The following is an 18,497-nucleotide window of genomic DNA, read 5'->3' on the forward strand; positions in this document are numbered from 1 at the left end:
GCCGGCCGGCTTATTGCTCGGTCAGGCGCATCTCCGCCACCAGCGGCAGGTGGTCGCTCACCGCCGGCCAGTGCACGCCGTTCCAATCACCGCTGGCGTTCGGCACCGTCAGGCTGTCCAGATGCCAACGCTGCGCATTGCCGCTAAAGATGTAATCCACCTTGATCTCGGCGTTTTCCGCCGGCCAGCTGCGGCCGTCCTGCCTGTTAGGCATGATGTCGTTCCAATAGCGGCTCAGCTCCAGCCAGGTCACGCTGCCCGGCACATCGTTCATGTCGCCGAACAGCAGCTTGATGCCGCGCACTTCGATGGCGCGATCGTTCAGCTCCCGCACCTGATCCAGACGCATCGTCGGATCTTCCTTGGTATCGAGATGTGCGTTGAACAGGGTGATCGGCGCCGGGAACTCCGGCACGTCAACTTTGGCACTGAAGGCGATGCGCTGTTCGCGCTGGCCGGACGGCAACGGATAGATCACGGCGTCGTGCAGCGGATACTTCGAGAGAAACGCCAGGCCATATTCACCGCCGTCGAAATCGATCGCCCGGCCAAACACCGCCTGCATGCCGGTCAGCTTCGCCAGTTCCGCCGCCTGATCGACGCGCCCGCTGCGGGCGGTGAGTTTATCCACCTCCTGCAGCGCCACCACGTCGACGTTCATCGCGCGAATCGCCTTGGCGATGGCGGTCATGTCGCTGACCTTGCCGGCGGCGATATTGAAGCTGGCGACGCGGATCTTCGGCGCCTGCTCCAGCTCGTAGGTTTTGTTCTTCAGGCCGCCCAACGCGCTGGCCACTTCGCGGCTGTTGGCGTTGCTGTTGGCATGCCCGGTATCGGCGGACGCCCAGGCGCTGTGAGAGATGCCCAGGGACAGTAAAGTGATAAGCAGAGCGTGACCGGTGTGCATGAATTCTCCTTGAGGGACAGATAAGTGTTATGTAGGCGCTTCCCGGCCCACAGCTAACACCGATTTTGCCGCAGAAACCTGCGACTATTTCCTAGTTGCACCGCTATTTTTCGTTTCTGCGCGATGCTTCGCATTCTGGCGGTTTACGCATTGCGCCGTTGGACAATCGGCTGATTTCGTTTTAAAACCGGTAGATTGCCAACCGCGAGGAGTTCCGATGACCAGCCCTATTGCCGAACAGCTTACCGAACGTTTCTTCCGCTATCTGGCGGTGACCAGCCAGAGCGACGCCGCCGCAACCGCCCTGCCCAGCACGCCGGGGCAGCATGAGATGGCGCAACTGTTGGCGGACGAGCTGCACCGGCTCGGCCTGGCCGAGGTGCAGATAGACGAACACGCTACCGTCACCGCCCGCAAGCCCGGCACCCAACCCGGCGCGCCGCGCATCGGCTTCATCACGCATATCGACACCGTGGACGTCGGCCTGTCGCCCGAGATTCATCCGCAGCGCCTGCGCTTCACCGGCGAGGATTTATGCCTGAACGCCGAGCAGGACATCTGGCTGCGTACCGCCGAGCATCCGGAGATCCTGCCCTACCGGAACGAAGAGATCCTGTTCAGCGACGGCACCAGCGTGCTGGGCGCCGACAATAAGGCGGCGGTCACCGTGGTGATGACGCTGCTGGCCAACCTGACCGCGGCCGATCGCCACGGCGATATCGTGGTGGCGTTCGTACCGGACGAAGAAATCGGCCTGCGCGGCGCCAAGGCGCTGGATCTGCAGCGTTTCCCCGTCGATTTCGCCTACACCATCGACTGCTGCGAGCTGGGCGAAGTGGTGTACGAGAATTTCAACGCGGCGTCGGCGGAGATCCGCATCGAGGGGGTGACTGCCCACCCGATGTCGGCGAAAAACGTGTTAATCAACCCGATACGCATCGCCAACGACATCATCAACCGATTCGACGTGCAGGATACTCCGGAACACACCGACGGGCGCGAGGGCTATTTCTGGTTCACGGATCTGGCCGCCAATGCCAATCAGGCGACGCTGAAGGTGTCGATTCGAGACTTCGATAGCGCAACCTTCGAGGCGCGTAAAGCTCGCCTTGAGGAGACGGTGCGTCAGGTGGCGGCCAACTATCCGCGCGCCAACGTCAGCTGCAGCATCAGCGACATTTACAGCAACATCAGCAACGCCATCGGCGAAGATCGGCGCGCCATCGATCTGATCTTCGGCGCCCTTGCCGCCCACGGCATCCCGCCGAAGGTGATCCCGATGCGCGGCGGCACCGACGGCGCGGCGCTCTCCAGCCGCGGCATCCTGACGCCCAATTACTTCACCGGCGCGCATAACTTCCACTCGCGCTTCGAGTTTTTACCCGTCAGCGCCTTCGTGAAATCCTACCAGGTGACCCGCAGCATTTGCCTGTTGGCCGCCCGGCAGAGCGGTAATCAGAGTTAGCTCAACAGCCAGCCGACCAGCGCAGCCCACGCCAGCAGCGGCAGCGAGTAATAGTGGAAGCGCAACCAGATCTTGCGCTCCCCCGCCATGCGCAGCGCAATCAGGTTGGCGAGCGATCCGATGGCCAACCCGAAGCCACCGGCGTTAACCGCATACGCCAGCTGCGGGCTGGAAGGCACATAGTTGAGCAACAAAATGGTGGCCGGCACGTTACTGACGATCTGCGACAGCCCAACCCCCAACGCATACACGCTCCCCTCGCTCAGCCCGGCGATGGCGGCAAATGCCGGCTGAAGCGGCGGCAAGCGGGTAAACAGGCCGACATCGATGAACATGGCGGCGAACACGAAAATCAGACTCCAGTCGATCTGCAACAGTACCCGGCGCGCCAGCAGCAAGAAACCGGCGAACACCGCCAGCAGCCCGTACAACGGCAGATCGAAATCAAGACACAGCAGGAAAACTGCATACAGCCCTACGCAGCTCAGCAACAGCGGCCGCTGGTACGGATACCCCTCGGTATTCGGCGTTTTCACGATGTCGCGCGCCGGGAAGCTGAACCAGGTCAGCGCCAGCAGGCTCAACATCATTGCGGCGCCAAACGGCGCCATCTGGCCGATGAAACCGAGGAAAGAGAGGCCGGAGCGGCTCCACAGCAGGATATTTTGCGGGTTGCCGATCGGCGTCAGCAACGAACCGGCGTTCACCGCCAGCGCCTGGAAGATGATCAAGCGGCCAACCGGCAGCGCCGACAGCTTTTTCAGCGTGATGGTGAGCGGAATGACGATAAACAGCGCCACGTCGTTGGTCAGAAACGACGACAGCAGCGCGGCGGAAAACACCAGGAACAGCGCTAGCCGTCGTTCGCTGTGCAAGCGGTTGATAATCTTGCGGCCGACAAAATCGAAGTAGCCGCTAACCTCAACGCCTTTGGTCAGCAGCATCAGCCCCAGCAGGGTGATGAGGGTACGGCCGTCGATAAAGCCGCCCAACGCCGCCAATGGCTGCGGATGAAAGACGAACATCGCCACGCCGGCCAGCAGCAATACATGCAAGAAGCGATCTTTGACAAAGGGATGGATAAGCCGGGAAATGGCGGTTGCACTCATGGTGGCAGCTTGAAACCTCAGCGAAAAGCATGAGCGAGACGTTAGCTCAGGCGCAGCCGCAACGCCAGCAAAATGCTATTTTACCTTTATCCGCTTTCCATTTGCCGCGCTTTACTTTATTTGTAGCGGCTTTCTCGTTTTCAAAGGACATGTTATGGCTTCCCTGTTCGCCAAAGGGGCGTTGCTCAGCGCCTTATGCGCCCTGCTCGCCGCCTGCGACGATGCAGCCTCTCGCCCGCAAATCGATATCGACGGCAAGACCATGGGCACCTTCTACAGCGTTAAGGTCAGCGGTGACGTCGCGATCGGCAAACAAGAGTTGCAGCGGCAGATCGACACGGTGCTCGAACGGGCCAACGACGATATCTCTACCTACCGCGCCGATTCGGTGCTGTCGCGGTTTAACCGCAGCGCCAACCTCGAGCCGCAGCCTATCCCGCGCGGCATGGCGGACATCGTGTTGATGGCCCAGCGTATCGGCCGCGATACCGGCGGCGCCATGGACATCACCGTCGGCCCGCTGGTGAACCTGTGGGGGTTCGGCCCAGACAAGCATCCGGTCAAGGTGCCGGAACAGGCGCAGATCGACGCGGCGAAGCAGAACACCGGCCTGCAGCACCTGAAGCTGATCAGCGACAGTCGCGGGGAGTGGCTGCAAAAAGATCTCCCGGGCATGTATGTCGATCTCTCGACGCTGGGCGAAGGCTATGGCGCGGATGAGTTGGTGCGCCTGATGAACCGTCACGGCATTACCAACTACCTGGTATCGGTCGGTGGCGCGGTCTCTTCACGCGGCGTCAACGGCCAGGGCAAACCCTGGCGGGTAGCGATCCAAAAGCCGACCGATCGTGAAAATGCGGTGCAGGCGCTGGTGGATCTGCACGGTTACGGCATCAGCACCGCCGGCAGCTACCGCAACTACTTTGAACAAAACGGCCAGCGCTACTCCCATGTCATCGATCCGACCACCGGCAGGCCGATCAACCACCGGCTGGTTTCCGCCACGGTGATCGCCCCCACTGCGCTCGAGGCCGACGGCTGGGATACCGGCTTGATGGTGCTGGGCCCGGAGAAAGCGTTGCAGCTCGCCGAAGAGAAAGGGCTGGCGGTCTACCTGATCAGCAAAACCGACGACGGTTTCAGCGCCGTGATGACGCCGCAATTCAAAGCGTTTTTGGTGCAGTGAGATAAAAAAGCCCGGCGCGCAATGGCCGGGCTTATTCCTGTTCCGCGCCGATCACTTGGTCAGCGCGATGATACCGAGGGTCAGACCGGCAACCGCCGCCGCGCCGCCGGCGATCGCGCCCGCGGTTTCCCAGTTATCCTGAGTGGTGCCCTTCATACAGGTGTTGGTGTGCACCAGACGCCCCTGGTCATCGTAGACCGGCACGCAGGGAGAATCGGTGGCGCATCCGGCCAACACGGCCGACAGTAACCCAACCGCAATTAACTTTTTCATACTTCTTGCCTCAATGTTCGATCACTTTAGAAAGCTACGCCGAGCGATAATCACGCTACCTGGCTATTGTATGCCCAACGCGTGTAATGGCGAGGTAATGATGTGTCAGGGGATGTGATTTGGGAAAACTCCGAGCGCTCGCCCGGCGGGCTTTGAGCAGTAAAAAGCCCGCGAAAACGCGGGCTTGATAGCGAAGTGACGCGCCGGCGGAATTATTTCGCCAATTTGCGCATCACCAGGGTGGCGTTGGTGCCGCCGAAACCGAAGCTGTTGGACATCACGGTGGTCAGCTCGCGCTGAGTCGGCTGGGTCACGATGTTCATGCCGGCCGCCTGCTCATCCAGGGTTTCGATGTTAATGCTCGGCGCGATAAAGCCGTGCTCCAGCATCAGCAGGCTGTAAATCGCTTCCTGCACGCCCGCGGCGCCCAGCGAGTGACCGGTCATCGCCTTGGTGGAGGAGATGGCCGGGGTATTGTCACCGAACACTTCACGAATAGCGCCCAGCTCTTTCACGTCGCCTACCGGCGTAGAGGTGCCGTGCACGTTGATGTAGTCGATCGGCGCATCCAGATCCTGCATCGCCATCTTCATGCAGCGCACTGCGCCTTCGCCCGAAGGGGCAACCATGTCGGCACCGTCGGAAGTCGCGCCGTAGCCAACGATTTCTGCGTAGATGTGCGCACCGCGCGCCAGCGCGTGCTCCAGTTCTTCAACCACCACCATGCCGCCGCCGCCGGCGATGACGAAACCGTCACGATCGGCGTCGTAGGTGCGGGAGGCTTTTTCCGGCGTGTCGTTGTACTTAGTGGACAGCGCGCCCATCGCGTCGAACTCGCAGGCCATTTCCCAGCACAGCTCTTCACCGCCGCCGGCGAACACGATGTCCTGTTTGCCCAACTGAATTTGCTCAACCGCGTTGCCGATGCAGTGCGCGGAGGTCGCGCAAGCGGAGCTGATGGAGTAGTTCACGCCATGGATTTTGAACGGCGTTGCCAGGCAGGCGGAAACGCCGGAAGCCATGGCTTTGGTCACCACGTACGGGCCAACCGCTTTCAGGCCGCGCGGGCTGCGCATCGCATCGGCGCCGAACACCTGGAAGCGCGGAGAACCGCCGCCGGAACCGGCAATCAGGCCTACACGCGGGTTGTTTTGATACTCTTCTTCCTTCAGGCCGGAAGATGCGATCGCTTCTTGCATCGCCAGGAAGGCATAAATGGAAGCATCGCTCATGAAACGCACTGCCTTGCGGTCGATCAGGCCGGTCGTGTCGAGCTTAACTTGCCCCCATACGTGACTACGCATGCCGGAATCTTTCAGCTCCTGGGAGAAAGTGATCCCAGAACGTCCTTCCTGCAGGCTTGCCAGGACCTCCTGCTGGTTATTACCAATGCTGGAGACAACTCCCAGGCCAGTAATCACTGCACGTTTCATTCAATACCTCTTCCACTATTTACCTACGGGATTTTGCATCGCACTTTAGCGTACAGATGTAAGCCGAACAAGTCCGATCAGCGTTTTTCAGCTTTATTGTTGTCCAGTTTGCGCCGGGGCGCCAGCGCCGTTAGAATTCGCGGCATCCCTTGAATTTCGAGCCATTGACCGTGAATCACGCCCCCATCCAAACCGCAACGCTAACCTGGAACGAACAGGGTACACCTGTTTCGAAACAGTTTGATGACGTCTATTTTTCCAATCAGGATGGGCTGGAAGAAACCCGCTACGTCTTCCTGCACGGCAATCGGCTGCCGCAACGTTTCGCCACCCACCCGCGTCCGTTGTTGGTGGTGGCGGAAACCGGGTTCGGCACCGGGCTCAATTTCCTCACGCTGTGGCAGGCCTTCGCCGGCTTCCGCCAGGCCGAGCCGGACGCCGCGCTGCAACGCCTGCACTTTATCAGCTTCGAAAAATTCCCCCTGCAGCAGGCTGACCTGGCGGCGGCGCATGCGCGCTGGCCGGAGCTGGCGCCTTATGCCGACGAGCTGCGCGCCCAATGGCCGCTGCCGCTACCGGGCTGCCATCGTCTGTTGCTGGCCGAAGGCCGCATTACGCTCGATCTGTGGTTCGGCGACGTCAACGACCTGCTGCCGCAGTTTGACGCCAGCATGAATAACCAGGTGGATGCCTGGTTCCTCGACGGTTTCGCGCCGGCAAAAAATCCCGACATGTGGACCGATCAACTGTTCGCCGCCATGGCGCGTTTCGCCCGGCCAGGAGGCAGCTTCGCCACCTTTACCGCCGCCGGCTTTGTGCGCCGTGGCTTGCAACAGGCCGGTTTTCAGGTCAACCGCTGCAAAGGCTTCGGCCAAAAGCGTGAGATGCTCGCCGGCGAGCTCCCGGCCGATGCGCAGCCCGCCGCACATCCGGCGCCCTGGTATCGGCGCCCGGCGGCGGACAACACCGCCGACATCGCCCTGATCGGCGGCGGCGTCGCCAGCGCGCTCACCGCGCTGGCCTTGCTGCGGCGCGGTGCCACCGTCACGCTGTACTGCGCCGATGAGCAGGCGGCGGAGGGGGCATCCGGCAATCGCCAGGGGGCGATTTATCCGTTGCTGAACGGCAGCGGCGACGCGCTGGAGAGCTTCTTCAGCGCCGCGTTTCCCTTCGCCCGCCGCCAGTACGACGCGCTGTTGCAACAAGGCGTCGCCTTTGATCATCAGTGGTGCGGCGTCAGCCAGTTGGCCTATGACGACAAGAGCGGCGCTAAGATCGCCAATATGCTGAAAACCGACTGGCCGCAGGCCTTGGCGATGGCGGCCGACCGCGAGACGCTCAGCGGACTGTGCGGCGTCGATACCGGCTTCGGCGGCATCACCTATCCCCAAGGCGGTTGGCTCTGTCCGGCCGAGCTGACGCGCGGCGCTCTCGCGCTGGCGCAGCGCCAGGGCTTGGTCTGCCACTACCGGCACGATGCACAGAGGCTGACGCAGGAAGAAAACGGCTGGCGCATCGACTTCGCCCACGGCGAAAGCCGCAGCCATGCGACGGTGATCCTGGCCAATGGCCATCGGCTGGCCGAACTGGCGCCGACGGAAGCCCTGCCGCTGTATTCGGTACGCGGACAGGTGTCGCATATCCCAAGCTCGCCGGCCCTCGGTCAATTGAAACAGGTCTTGTGTTACGACGGCTACCTGACGCCGGTTAATGCCAACAACGGCCACCACTGCATTGGCGCCAGCTACCAGCGCGGCGACATCACCACCGACTACCGCGAGCAGGAGCAACAGGAAAACCGTGAACGCCTGCTGCGCTGCCTGCCGGAGCAGGCCTGGCCGCAGCAAGTGGACGTCAGCGCTCATCAGGCGCGCTGCGGCGTGCGCAGCGCCACCCGCGATCATTTGCCGATGGTCGGCGCGCTGCCGGACTATCAGGCCACGTTGACGCAGTATCAGGATTTGCAGCGGCAGAACCAGCGCGGCGAAACCGTCGCCAATGCGCCGGTCTATCCCGGCCTGTTCGCTATCGGTGGGTTGGGATCGCGCGGGCTGTGTTCGGCGCCGCTGGCGGCGGAAATTCTGGCGGCGCAGCTGTTCGGCGAACCGTTACCGGGCGACGCGCGCCTGCTGGCGGCGTTGAATCCGAATCGAATGTGGGTGCGAAAGTTACTGAAAGGACGTGCGGTTTAATTCATGGATGAGGGGCGCGGCGACGCGCCCCGGCATGGCGGTCAGGCGGCTGGGGTGGCAGCCTGATAGAGGTTTTCCCACATGCCGCGCACCAAAATCTGATCCGGCGGCGAGAGTTCCCCAGCGGCGATCGCCTTGTGCAGGCTCTCTTCCACCCGCGCTTTCAGCGCTTCGGCAGTATGCTCGCCCTGCTCTTCCGCTTCGGCCACCGCCAGCGTCAGATGACCGCGCAGGTAGCCACCGGCAAACAGTTCATCATCGCTGGCGTGCTCTACCATGTCATCAATCAGCGCCAAAATGCGCGCTTCAAATTCTGCGATCATCAAATTTCCTCATTAAATAACGGGCTGTGGCGTCAGTTGAGATCTTCCGGATACGGAAAATGCTCGGCCGCCAGCGGTGGCGTATTGTAGAACGATTGCAACGCCTGAATAAAGCGCGCAGGCCGTGTGGGTATTCCCTGCTCCAGTAGCATCAATACCCGGGCGCGCACCTTGCGCTGGAACGCGATGCGATCCGGCTCGCAGTCGCCGTTCAGGTTGTCGCAGCTGACGTTGAACGGGAAACCGGCCGCCACGCAGAACATCCATTCCAGCGCCTGCGGTTTGATCTCCACCGCTTCGAATTCACTCTGGGTTTGCGCGTCGCGCCCGTCCGGGCAATACCAGTAACCGAAGTCCACCAGTTGGCGGCGCGCTTCACCGGCGATGCACCAGTGCGAGATTTCATGCAGGCCGCTGGCGTAGAAGCCGTGGGCGAACACGATGCGGTGATACGGCAATTCGTCGTCGGCCGGCAGGTAGATAGGTTCGTCGTCGCCCTTCACCAGGCGGGTGTTGTAGTCATCGCTGAAGCACCGATTGAAGATCTCGATCAGCTGCTCATAGTGATGGCGGGTCTGCATGTCTGACATAAAAACTCTATAACCACAAAAATAAAGAGGCCATTATACCCGATAAGACAGGGCGCGTAAGCAACGCCCCCTCTTCATCTTTAACCGTGCACCAAGGCGGTCAACCACTGCTGAATTTCCGCGCCGTGATTGTCGTACAGCAGCTTGAGGCTCATCACCAGCGAGACGATCACGATCATCGGCCGAATCAATTTCTGGCCGCGGGTCAGCACCATGTGCGCGCCCAAACGCGCCCCCAGCACCTGCCCCACCAACATCACCAGACCAATGCTCCACACCACCTTGCCGCCGATGATGAACAGCGCCAGCCCGCCGACGTTGGAGGTAAAGTTCAGCACCTTGGCGTGCGCCGTGGACTTGGCGAGGTTGAAACCGCACAGCGTCACGTAGGCCAGCGCGTAGAATGACCCGGCGCCGGGGCCGAAGAAACCGTCGTAAAACCCGACGCAACCGCCGGCCACCAGCCCGAACGGCAAGGCCCCGAGACGGCGTTGACGATCTTCCTCACCCAGTCGCGGCATCAACAAGAAATAGAGACCGATGCCGATCACCAGCAGCGGCAACATCTGCCGCAGCAAATCGGCGCGCATATGCTGCACCAAAATGGCGCCGGCGATCGAGCCGATCAGCGTCAGAAAAATCGTCAGCTTCTGGTCGTTGAGATTCACCGCTCGCCGACGAATGAAGTACAGACTGGCGGAGAAGGAGCCGCCGACCGACTGCAACTTATTGGTCGCCAGCGCCTGCGCCGGAGGAACCCCCACCGCCAGCAGGGCCGGCACCGTCAGCAACCCGCCGCCGCCGGCGATGGAGTCGATAAACCCCGCCAGCAGCGCTACCGCAAACAACACCCCGAGCATCTCGGGGCCAATGACGAACCAGTCCATGTGTTATTCCGCTGAGAAATGGTGATCCAGCAATGCCTGACAGGTCGGCGGTAACGGCGGCGGCACGGGTTTGCCCGGCTTCGCGTTCGGCTGATGCGGCACGAACCAGCTCGCCAGTTCGGCGCCGCAGCCGTCGCCCGGCGGCGGCGTATCCTGCTCCTGGCACTCCAGGCTGCCGGCCGGACAACGCAGACGCACGTGCATGTGCGCACGGTGGCCGAACCACGGCCGCACCTTGTGCAGCCAGGCGCGATCGGCGCCGGCGTCCAGGCACAGACGCTGCTTGATCGCCGGGTTGACGAAGATGCGCGTCACGTCCGCGTCCTGCGCCGCCAGTTTGATCAGCGACTCAATTTGCGGCTGCCATTGGCTCGCCACCACCTGCTTGCCATCGCCCGACACCAGGTCGATCGGCTGCGGTTTGAGCAATTGCTGCTCGCTCCAGCGTTGGCGCGGCAACTGCAGCCAGATGTCAACGTCGAGCCCCGACTGGTGGCTGGCGTGGCCGCTGCTGAAGCGCCCACCGGCCGGCATCGCCATGTCGCCGATCAGCACCGTGCCCAGCGCTTTCTGGTTCGCTTGGCTGCTGAGGCGCTGTATGAACGCCAGCAGATCCGGATGGCCGAAATAGCGGCGCTGGTCGGTACGCATCACCTGGTAGTCCGGTGAATTCAGCGGCAACGGCTGCGCGCCGATGACGCAGCCGTTGGCGAAACCGCCCACCGCCTGCGGCGCGCCGGCCACCGGATGGTCGATTTTCTGCCACGGCGTCAGCGCCATGGCGGAAGCGGAGGCCGTCAAGGCCACCAGGCCCAACATCCAGTTTTTCATGGCGATTACCAGCGAGGTACGTCGGAAACCACATCACCGTTTTGCGCACGCTGGCGCAGCAGGTGATCCATCAACACGATTGCCATCATCGCTTCGGCGATCGGCACGGCGCGGATGCCCACGCACGGATCGTGGCGACCGCGGGTCACCATTTCCACCGCTTCGCCCTGGCGATTGATGGTGCGGCCCGGTACCATGATGCTGGAGGTCGGCTTCAGCGCCAGATGCGCGATCACCGGTTGGCCGCTGCTGATGCCGCCGAGAATGCCGCCGGCATGGTTGCTCTGGAAGCCTTCCGGGGTGATTTCATCGCGGTTTTCGCTGCCGCGTTTGGTCACGACAGCAAATCCGTCACCGATCTCCACGCCTTTCACCGCGTTGATGCTCATCAGCGCGTGCGCCAGATCGGCGTCGAGGCGATCAAACACCGGCTCGCCCAGGCCAACCGGCACGTTCTCCGCAATCACGCTGACCTTGGCGCCGATGGAGTCGCCCTCTTTTTTCAGCGCGCGCATCAGTTCGTCCAGCGCTTCCAGCTTGTCCGGATCCGGGCAGAAGAACGGGTTCTGTTCGACCTGATCCCAGTCTTTCAGCTCGCAGGTCACGTCGCCGATCTGCGCCAGATAGCCGCGCACCTGCACGCCGAACTTCTGCTGCAGGTATTTCTTGGCGATGGCGCCCGCCGCAACGCGCATGGCGGTTTCGCGCGCCGAAGAGCGGCCACCGCCGCGATAGTCGCGCAGACCGTATTTCTGTTCGTAGGTGTAGTCGGCATGCCCCGGACGGAACACGTCTTTGATGGCGCTGTAGTCTTGCGAGCGCTGATCGGTGTTTTCAATGATCAGACCGATGCTGGTACCGGTGGTCACGCCTTCGAATACGCCGGAGAGAATGCGCACCTGATCCGGTTCGCGACGCTGGGTGGTGTAACGCGAGGTGCCCGGACGACGACGATCCAGATCGTGTTGCAAATCGGCTTCGGTGAGCGGAATGCCGGGCGGTACGCCATCGACGATACAACCCAGCGCCACCCCGTGAGATTCACCGAAGGTGGTGACGCGGAAAATCTGCCCAATACTGTTTCCTGCCATCACGGCTCCTTACCGTTAGTCTTTTATCGTTATGAGGCCCGCCATGCGGGCCCTGGAAATGCGGTTTAGCTGCGATAGAGGCTGAAGTGATCCTTGCAATCCACCAGCTGCTGTTTGGTCAGCATGAACACGCCGTCGCCGCCGTTTTCGAATTCCAGCCAGGTGAACGGGATGTCCGGATATTGTTCCATCAGATGTACCATGCTGTTGCCCACTTCACAAATCAGCACGCCGTCGTCGGTCAGGTAGTCCGGCGCGCAGGCCAGGATGCGGCGCACCAGCTTCAGGCCGTCGCTGCCCGCCGCCAGGCCCAGTTCCGGCTCAAAGCGGAACTCCTGCGGCAGATCGGACATGTCTTCCGCATCGACGTACGGCGGGTTGGTGACGATCAGATCGTACTGGATCGCGGGAACGTCGCGGAACAGATCGGAACGGATCGGGATCACCTGATGTTCGACGCCGTGCGCCTGAATATTGCGCTCGGTCACCGCCAGCACTTCGCTGGAGATGTCCACCGCGTCCACTTCCGCTTCCGGGAAAGCGTAGCCACAGGCGATGGCGATGCAGCCGCTGCCGGTGCACATGTCGAGAATATGGCGTGGCGGGTGCGGGATCAGCGCGCTGAAACGATCGTTGATCAGCTCACCGATCGGCGAGCGCGGCACCAACACGCGTTCGTCGACGTAGAATTCCATGCCGCAGAACCAGGCCTTGTTGGTCAGGTAAGCGACCGGGATGCGTTCGTTGACGCGGCGGATCACGCGCTCAACGATGCGATGGCGCTCGCTGGAGGTCAGACGGGCGGTGTGCATGTCCTCCGGAATGTCCAACGGCAGGAACAGGCTTGGCAGCACCAATTGCACCGCTTCGTCCCACGGATTGTCGGTTCCGTGACCATAATAGATATTGGCGGCGTTGAAGCGGCTTACCGTCCAGCGCAGCATATCTTGAATGGTGTGCAGTTCGTTCACTGCTTCGTCGACGAAAATTTTGTCCAATTTGCCCTCCGGCAGGCGCTGTGTTTCATGATTTAGCCGCATAGTTTGCCATGAAGCCCGCGACAAATCACGCGCGCCCCTCGCGCTTTTCACTCTGGCCCGAGTTTTGCGTCGACAGCGCTCATTCACAAGGTAAACTAGCGAAATAAACGATTTCCGGTGAATGAAGCATGAAGAACAAGCCCCCTCTGAGCAAAGACGAACAACAGCTCTTCAGAGAGTCGGTGGCGGGCGCAAAAAAGCTGCGCCAGGACACCATCGTCCACCGCCCGCCGAAGCTCAAGGTCAAACAGGTTGCGCCGCAGCGGCTGCTGCAGGAGCAGGTCGATGCCAGCTATTATTTTTCAGATGAATATCAGCCGCAGCTGGAAGAGGAAGGCCCGACGCGCTACGTGCGCCCCGGCAGCAGCCCGTATGAGCTGAAGAAGCTGCGACGCGGCGATTATTCGCCGGAGCTGTTTCTCGATTTGCACGGCCTGACCCAGCTGCAGGCCAAGCAGGAGCTGGGGGCGTTGATCGCCGCCTGCAAACGCGAGCACGTGCACTGCGCCTGCGTGATGCACGGGCACGGCAAACACATTCTCAAACAGCAAACGCCGCTGTGGCTTGCGCAGCATCCCGACGTGCTGGCGTTCCATCAGGCGCCGAAGGAATGGGGCGGCAACGCCGCCGTCCTGCTGTTGGTGGAGCTGGCAGAATAGCCCCCCCGCAGAAACGACTCAGGGCGATGTCAGACATCGCCCTGAGTTTATTCCGCACCGCATCCGCGGCTCACACTTTGGCCATCACCTGCGACGGGCTGACCTGCCATTCAAATTTGCCGTAGCTGCCGTCCGCCGGCAGATCGACGTTAGCGATCGCCGAGGTCGCGAACATCGGCGGGCACTCGCCCGGGCACAGTTCAGCCACCAGGTAGCCCACCAGCGGCAGGTGCGACACGATCAGCACCGAGCTCACCCCTTGCATCGCCAGCGCCTGCAGATAGCTGCCGACCTGTTCGGCGTTGCCGCCCGGCGTCAGCTCGGGCAGCACTTCTTCGCCCTCCGGCAGCGTCAAGGCTTCACGCACCGTCGCCAGCGTCTGTTCGGCCCGCAGATAGGGGCTGACCAGCACGCGTTCAATATCCACAGACTTGGTGTTCAACCAGGCCGCCATCTGACGGGACTCGTCGCGGCCGCACAGGGTAAGGGGCCTTACCGCATCGCTGGCTGCCTCGAGCGCCGCCTCTCCGTGACGCATAATCAAAACTTGCATATTGCACCGCTGTTGTTGACAAAGTAACGCTATACAGAAACGCCGTGCGTGCTGTACCGCCGAGTTTTACAACCCAAAGCCAAAGCTTTAAAACGATAACGCGCCGTCTCTTTATGGCGGCCGGGCATTTTGCCTGAAAGTTTGCCTAAAGAAAATGCTGTTTTTTACAGCAACCCTCCCCTGGCAAACCTCGATTGCTCACAGAACAATCAATTCAACGGGTTAAATTTTAACCTTACCGCCATGAAATTTATTGATGACGGTCAAGCTAACTTACCGCTGCCTACGCCTTGCTGTACAGCCTCACCGGCTGACGCTGTTACAAGGAGTGATGGCGATCACAACGCGGCCCTGTTGCAACTATAGTGCAAATCGGGCCGCCCTGCGTTCAGCTCCCCAGCGGGTAAAAACGCTCGCCCTGCTGCGCCATGCGCTGCAAGCGTTCGCACGGCGCGAAGTGCTCGCCGTGCTGCTGGCGCAGGTATTCCAACGTTTTCACCACTTTTTCGGCGCCGAGCTCGTCCATATAGCGGAACGGGCCGCCGAGGAACGGCGGGAAGCCGATGCCGAACACCGCGCCGATGTCGCCGTCGCGCGCGCTGCGGATCACGCCTTCATCCAGGCAGCGCGCCGCTTCGTTCAGCATCATCATCACGCAGCGCTGGGCGACGGTCGCCGGCAGCATGTGCGCCTTCGGCGTGACGCCGAGCAACGTATACAATGAGGTATCCGCACGTTTACGCCGCTGCCGCTGCTGCCCTTCGCTCGGGTAAAGATAGAAGCCGCGGCCGTTCTTGCGCCCTTTACGCCCGTCCTTCAGCACCGCATCGAACGCAGCCGGCGCGGCGAAGCGCGGCCCCAGCGCCTCGACCAGCACCGGAATGATCTTGGTGCCGACGTCGATGCCCACTTCGTCCAACAGGGTGATCGGGCCGACCGGGAAACCGAAGTCCACCAGCGCCTTGTCCAGCGACTCCATCGGCTCGCCTTCCAGCAGGCAACGGGCCGCTTCGTTGATGTACGGCGCCAGGATGCGGTTGACATAAAAACCCGCGCTGTCGCCCACCACGATAGCGGTCTTGCCCTGCTTGTGCGCCAGCGCCACGGTGGTCGCGATAGTCTCTTCGCTGGTGCCGGCGTGCGGGATCACTTCCACCAGCGGCATTTTGTCCACCGGGCTAAAGTAGTGCAGACCGATCACCTGCTGCGGCCGCTGGGCTTTTTCGGCGATGTGGCCGATAGGCAACGAGGAAGTATTGGAGGCAAACACGGTATGCGGCGCACAGTTCGCTTCGACCTCGGCCACCATCTTCTGCTTCAGCGCCAGATCCTCAAACACCGCCTCGACCACGATATCCACCTGCTCAAAGCCGGTGTAATCGGTAGAGCCGGAGATCAGCATCATCTGTTTTTGCCGTTCCGCCGGGCGCATGCGCTTGCTGCGTACCCGTTTGCCAAGCACGTCCCAGCTGTATTTCAGCGCGTGATTGATGCCGGTTTCATTAATGTCTTTGATACGAACCGGCAAACCGCCGCGCGTGGCGGTGACGCAGGCGATGCCGCCGCCCATCAGGCCGCCGCCGAGAATGCCGACGCGATGCAGGGCATGCGGCTTGGCATTGCCGCCCCGCTCTTTTTTCAGCGCAGTGGAGGCGAAGAACAGGCTGCGCAGCGCCGCCGACTGCGGCGTCATCGCCAGTTCGCCAAAGGCGCGCGCTTCGGCTTCATAGCCGCTGGCGCTGCCGTGATCCAGCCCGGTGCGCACTACCTGAATGATGCGTTCCGCCGCCGGGTAGTTGCCGTGGGTTTTCGCCAACGTTTTTTTGCGCACAATGCTGAACAGCAGATTTCTGCCCAGCGGGCCATTGAGCAGGCGATCCTGCCACGGCAGCTCGCGCTGATGCTTCCAGCCCTGTTTCACCCGCTCGATGGCGGTCTGCAACAGGATCGACTGCGGCACGGCGTCGTCCACCAGCCCCATGCGCAGCGCCTGGCGGGCGCGAATGTGCTTGCCGGTCAGGATCATGTCCAGCGCCTTGGCGGCGCCAACCAAGCGCGGCAGGCGCTGAGTGCCGCCGGAGCCCGGCAGCAGGCCCAGCTGCACTTCCGGCAGACCGAGCGCGGTTTTGTCATCCAACGAACAGACGCGGCCGTGGCAGGCCAGCGCCAATTCCAGGCCGCCGCCCAGGCAGGCGCCATGAATGGCGGCCACCACCGGCACCGGGAAGGCGGCGATCTGCGCTAGCGTGCTCTGCCCTTTCTTGGCCAGCGTTTCCGCCTCTTTGGCGCTGGTGCAGGCGGCAATCATGGTGATGTCGGCGCCGGCGATAAACGAGTCCGGCTTGCCGGAAACGATCACCAATCCTTCCAGCGCGGTATGCTGCTGCGCCCGGATCAGCACGTCGTTCACCTGTTCGACGAACTCGGCCTTGAGCGTATTGACCTTATCGCCCGGCACGTCGATGGTGATCACGCCGATGTTGTCGGGACGAATCGTCAGCTGAAAGGCCGACGGTTTGGCCCGCTGTTCGTGCAATGCGTTTTCGGCACTCATCATTCCACCTCCACGATCATCGCGGCCCCTAACCCGCCGGCGGCGCAGGCGGTGGTCAGGCCCAGCCCGCCGCCGCGGCGTTTCAGCTCGCGCAACGTCTGGGTGATCATGCGCGCGCCGGTGGCGGCGAATGGGTGGCCATAGGCGATGGAACCACCCAAGACGTTGAATTTGTCCATGTCCACCTCACCGATCGCCTGGCTGCGGCCAAGCTTCTCGCGGGCGAACGCTTCGCTGGCAAACATCTTCAGGTTGGCCAGCGTTTGCGCAGCGAAGGCTTCATGCATGTCGATGAGCGTCAGATCGGCCAGACCGATGCCGGCGCGATCCAGCGCCAGCGGCGTAGCGTAGGAAGGCCCCAGCAGCATGTCTTCCCACACGTCGATGGCGGCGAAGGCGAAACTGCGTAGATAGCCGAGCGGCTGCAGCCCCAGCTCTTTGGCGCGCGATTCGCTCATCATCAGTACCGCCGCCGCGCCGTCGGTCAACGGCGTGCTGTTGGCCGCAGTGACGCTGCCGTGTTTGCGATCGAACGCCGGTTTCAGCTTGGCGTAGGAAGCCAGGCTGGAGTCTTTGCGGATATTGTTGTCTTCAGAAAGCTGCGCGCGGTAAGGCGGCACGTAGGCCGTCATCACCTCATCGCGCAGCCACCCCTCACGCCAGGCCCTGGCCGCCAGTTCATGGGAACGGTGCGCCAGCGCATCCTGCGCTTCGCGGGTGATGCCGTGGCTTTTCGCCATTTGCTCAGCGGTATCGCCCATGCGCAGACCGGTGGAATACTCCGCCACCGCCGGCGGCACCGGCATCAGATCGCGGAATTTCAGCCGGCTGAACAGTTTGAGACGCTGCGACAGCGTGCGCGCCTTGTTGACGTCCACCAGCGTGCGCGCCAACGCCTTGCTGACGCCGATCGGCAAGACGGAAGAAGAGTCCGCCCCGCCGGCGATACCGACGCTGATGCTGCCGGCCATGATGCTCTCCGCCACGTTGGCGATCGCCTGGAAGCTGGTGGCGCAGGCACGCGACACGCTGTAAGCGTCGGTATGAACGCTCATACCGGTACCGAGCACGATTTCACGCGCGATGTTCGGCGCCTCGGGCATTTGCACCACCTGGCCGAACACCAGCTGTTCGATCAGCTGCGGATCGATGCCGCTACGCGCCAACAGCTCGCTCACCGCCGTTTTCCCTAAATCCACCGCCGGAATGCCGTGATAGGCAGTTGCCTGTTTGGCAAAGGGGGTACGCAGTCCATTCACAATCGCAATGCGGTCACCATGACGGGTCACCAACGGCAGTGCCTTACTCATAAATGCTCCTGAAGAAAATAACGTCAGCGCAATGGGCAGAAAGAGGTCTGACCTGATGAGGTCATTGTTAACCAAACGGTTACATTTGGCAAAC

Annotated in this window: 17 protein-coding genes; 4 read left to right on the plus strand and 13 right to left on the minus strand. The window is 61.9% G+C overall.

The genetic code is table 11. The features are described from left to right. Window positions 1-10 precede the first annotated feature (10 nt). Complete coding sequence (locus FOT55_RS22950; protein WP_147824071.1) at window positions 11-907, minus strand: endonuclease/exonuclease/phosphatase family protein; 897 nt, start codon at window positions 905-907, stop codon at window positions 11-13. Between the two features lie 217 nt (window positions 908-1,124). Between FOT55_RS22950 and pepT the strand changes: the two genes are divergently transcribed. Continuing rightward, a complete protein-coding gene (pepT, locus tag FOT55_RS22955; RefSeq protein WP_147824072.1) occupies window positions 1,125-2,372 on the plus strand; it encodes a peptidase T in 1,248 nt (415 codons plus the stop codon). Here the strand turns inward: pepT and FOT55_RS22960 are convergent. After that, entirely contained in the window at window positions 2,369-3,481 is a 1,113-nt protein-coding gene (locus tag FOT55_RS22960; protein WP_147824073.1) for an SLC13 family permease, read from the minus strand. The two genes, pepT and FOT55_RS22960, sit on opposite strands and share 4 nt — an antisense overlap. 154 nt (window positions 3,482-3,635) lie before the next feature. Between FOT55_RS22960 and apbE the strand changes: the two genes are divergently transcribed. Further along, on the plus strand, window positions 3,636-4,667 hold the full coding sequence (apbE, locus tag FOT55_RS22965) for an FAD:protein FMN transferase ApbE (RefSeq protein ID WP_147824074.1): 1,032 nt from the start codon (window positions 3,636-3,638) through the stop codon (window positions 4,665-4,667). A 51-nt stretch (window positions 4,668-4,718) separates the two neighbouring features. On the opposite strand, the gene FOT55_RS22970 is transcribed toward apbE, so the two are convergent. After that, complete coding sequence (locus tag FOT55_RS22970) at window positions 4,719-4,940, minus strand: putative periplasmic lipoprotein (RefSeq protein WP_004936201.1); 222 nt, start codon at window positions 4,938-4,940, stop codon at window positions 4,719-4,721. A 212-nt stretch (window positions 4,941-5,152) separates the two neighbouring features. Then, window positions 5,153-6,373, minus strand: coding sequence for a beta-ketoacyl-ACP synthase I (gene fabB, locus FOT55_RS22975; RefSeq protein ID WP_016926857.1), 1,221 nt, complete (start codon window positions 6,371-6,373; stop codon window positions 5,153-5,155). A 170-nt stretch (window positions 6,374-6,543) separates the two neighbouring features. Here fabB and mnmC point away from each other — a divergent pair, with 170 nt between their 5' ends. Next, window positions 6,544-8,565, plus strand: coding sequence for a bifunctional tRNA (5-methylaminomethyl-2-thiouridine)(34)-methyltransferase MnmC2/FAD-dependent 5-carboxymethylaminomethyl-2-thiouridine(34) oxidoreductase MnmC1 (gene mnmC / locus FOT55_RS22980; protein ID WP_147824075.1), 2,022 nt, complete (start codon window positions 6,544-6,546; stop codon window positions 8,563-8,565). A 41-nt stretch (window positions 8,566-8,606) separates the two neighbouring features. On the opposite strand, the gene FOT55_RS22985 is transcribed toward mnmC, so the two are convergent. The 6 genes from FOT55_RS22985 to prmB form a co-directional block, all read right to left on the minus strand. Continuing rightward, window positions 8,607-8,888, minus strand: a complete 282-nt coding sequence (locus tag FOT55_RS22985; protein ID WP_016926855.1) for a YfcL family protein — start codon at window positions 8,886-8,888, stop codon at window positions 8,607-8,609. Between the two features lie 32 nt (window positions 8,889-8,920). Next, the gene (locus FOT55_RS22990) at window positions 8,921-9,478 is read right to left on the minus strand and encodes an elongation factor P hydroxylase (RefSeq protein ID WP_043140178.1); all 558 of its coding nucleotides are present in this window, start codon (window positions 9,476-9,478) and stop codon (window positions 8,921-8,923) included. A gap of 80 nt (window positions 9,479-9,558) precedes the next feature. Continuing rightward, window positions 9,559-10,365, minus strand: a complete 807-nt coding sequence (locus FOT55_RS22995) for a sulfite exporter TauE/SafE family protein (RefSeq protein ID WP_025303718.1) — start codon at window positions 10,363-10,365, stop codon at window positions 9,559-9,561. Window positions 10,366-10,368: 3 nt separating this feature from the next. Further along, window positions 10,369-11,196 (minus strand): penicillin-insensitive murein endopeptidase, encoded by an 828-nt coding sequence (mepA, locus tag FOT55_RS23000; protein WP_147824076.1) that lies wholly within the window; start codon window positions 11,194-11,196, stop codon window positions 10,369-10,371. Window positions 11,197-11,201: 5 nt separating this feature from the next. After that, window positions 11,202-12,287, minus strand: a complete 1,086-nt coding sequence (gene aroC, locus FOT55_RS23005; protein WP_004936219.1) for a chorismate synthase — start codon at window positions 12,285-12,287, stop codon at window positions 11,202-11,204. A gap of 65 nt (window positions 12,288-12,352) precedes the next feature. Next, window positions 12,353-13,285 (minus strand): 50S ribosomal protein L3 N(5)-glutamine methyltransferase, encoded by a 933-nt coding sequence (prmB, locus tag FOT55_RS23010; RefSeq protein WP_025160157.1) that lies wholly within the window; start codon window positions 13,283-13,285, stop codon window positions 12,353-12,355. A gap of 170 nt (window positions 13,286-13,455) precedes the next feature. On the opposite strand from prmB, the gene smrB reads away from it, so the two are divergent. Beyond that, window positions 13,456-13,986: an endonuclease SmrB gene (gene smrB, locus FOT55_RS23015; protein WP_025303720.1), complete on the plus strand. Its 531-nt coding sequence runs from the start codon at window positions 13,456-13,458 to the stop codon at window positions 13,984-13,986. A 70-nt stretch (window positions 13,987-14,056) separates the two neighbouring features. Here smrB and sixA read toward each other — a convergent pair whose 3' ends face one another. From sixA to fadI, 3 genes are all read right to left on the minus strand, one after another. Then, a complete protein-coding gene (sixA, locus tag FOT55_RS23020) occupies window positions 14,057-14,539 on the minus strand; it encodes a phosphohistidine phosphatase SixA (protein WP_004936230.1) in 483 nt (160 codons plus the stop codon). Window positions 14,540-14,927: 388 nt separating this feature from the next. After that, window positions 14,928-17,093 (minus strand): fatty acid oxidation complex subunit alpha FadJ, encoded by a 2,166-nt coding sequence (gene fadJ / locus FOT55_RS23025; RefSeq protein WP_025303721.1) that lies wholly within the window; start codon window positions 17,091-17,093, stop codon window positions 14,928-14,930. Further along, entirely contained in the window at window positions 17,093-18,403 is a 1,311-nt protein-coding gene (gene fadI, locus FOT55_RS23030; RefSeq protein WP_025303722.1) for an acetyl-CoA C-acyltransferase FadI, read from the minus strand. The genes fadJ and fadI overlap by 1 nt, the downstream gene beginning before the upstream one ends. Window positions 18,404-18,497: the final 94 nt, after the last annotated feature.

Source organism: Serratia bockelmannii, assembly GCF_008011855.1.
GTDB lineage: Bacteria > Pseudomonadota > Gammaproteobacteria > Enterobacterales > Enterobacteriaceae > Serratia > Serratia bockelmannii.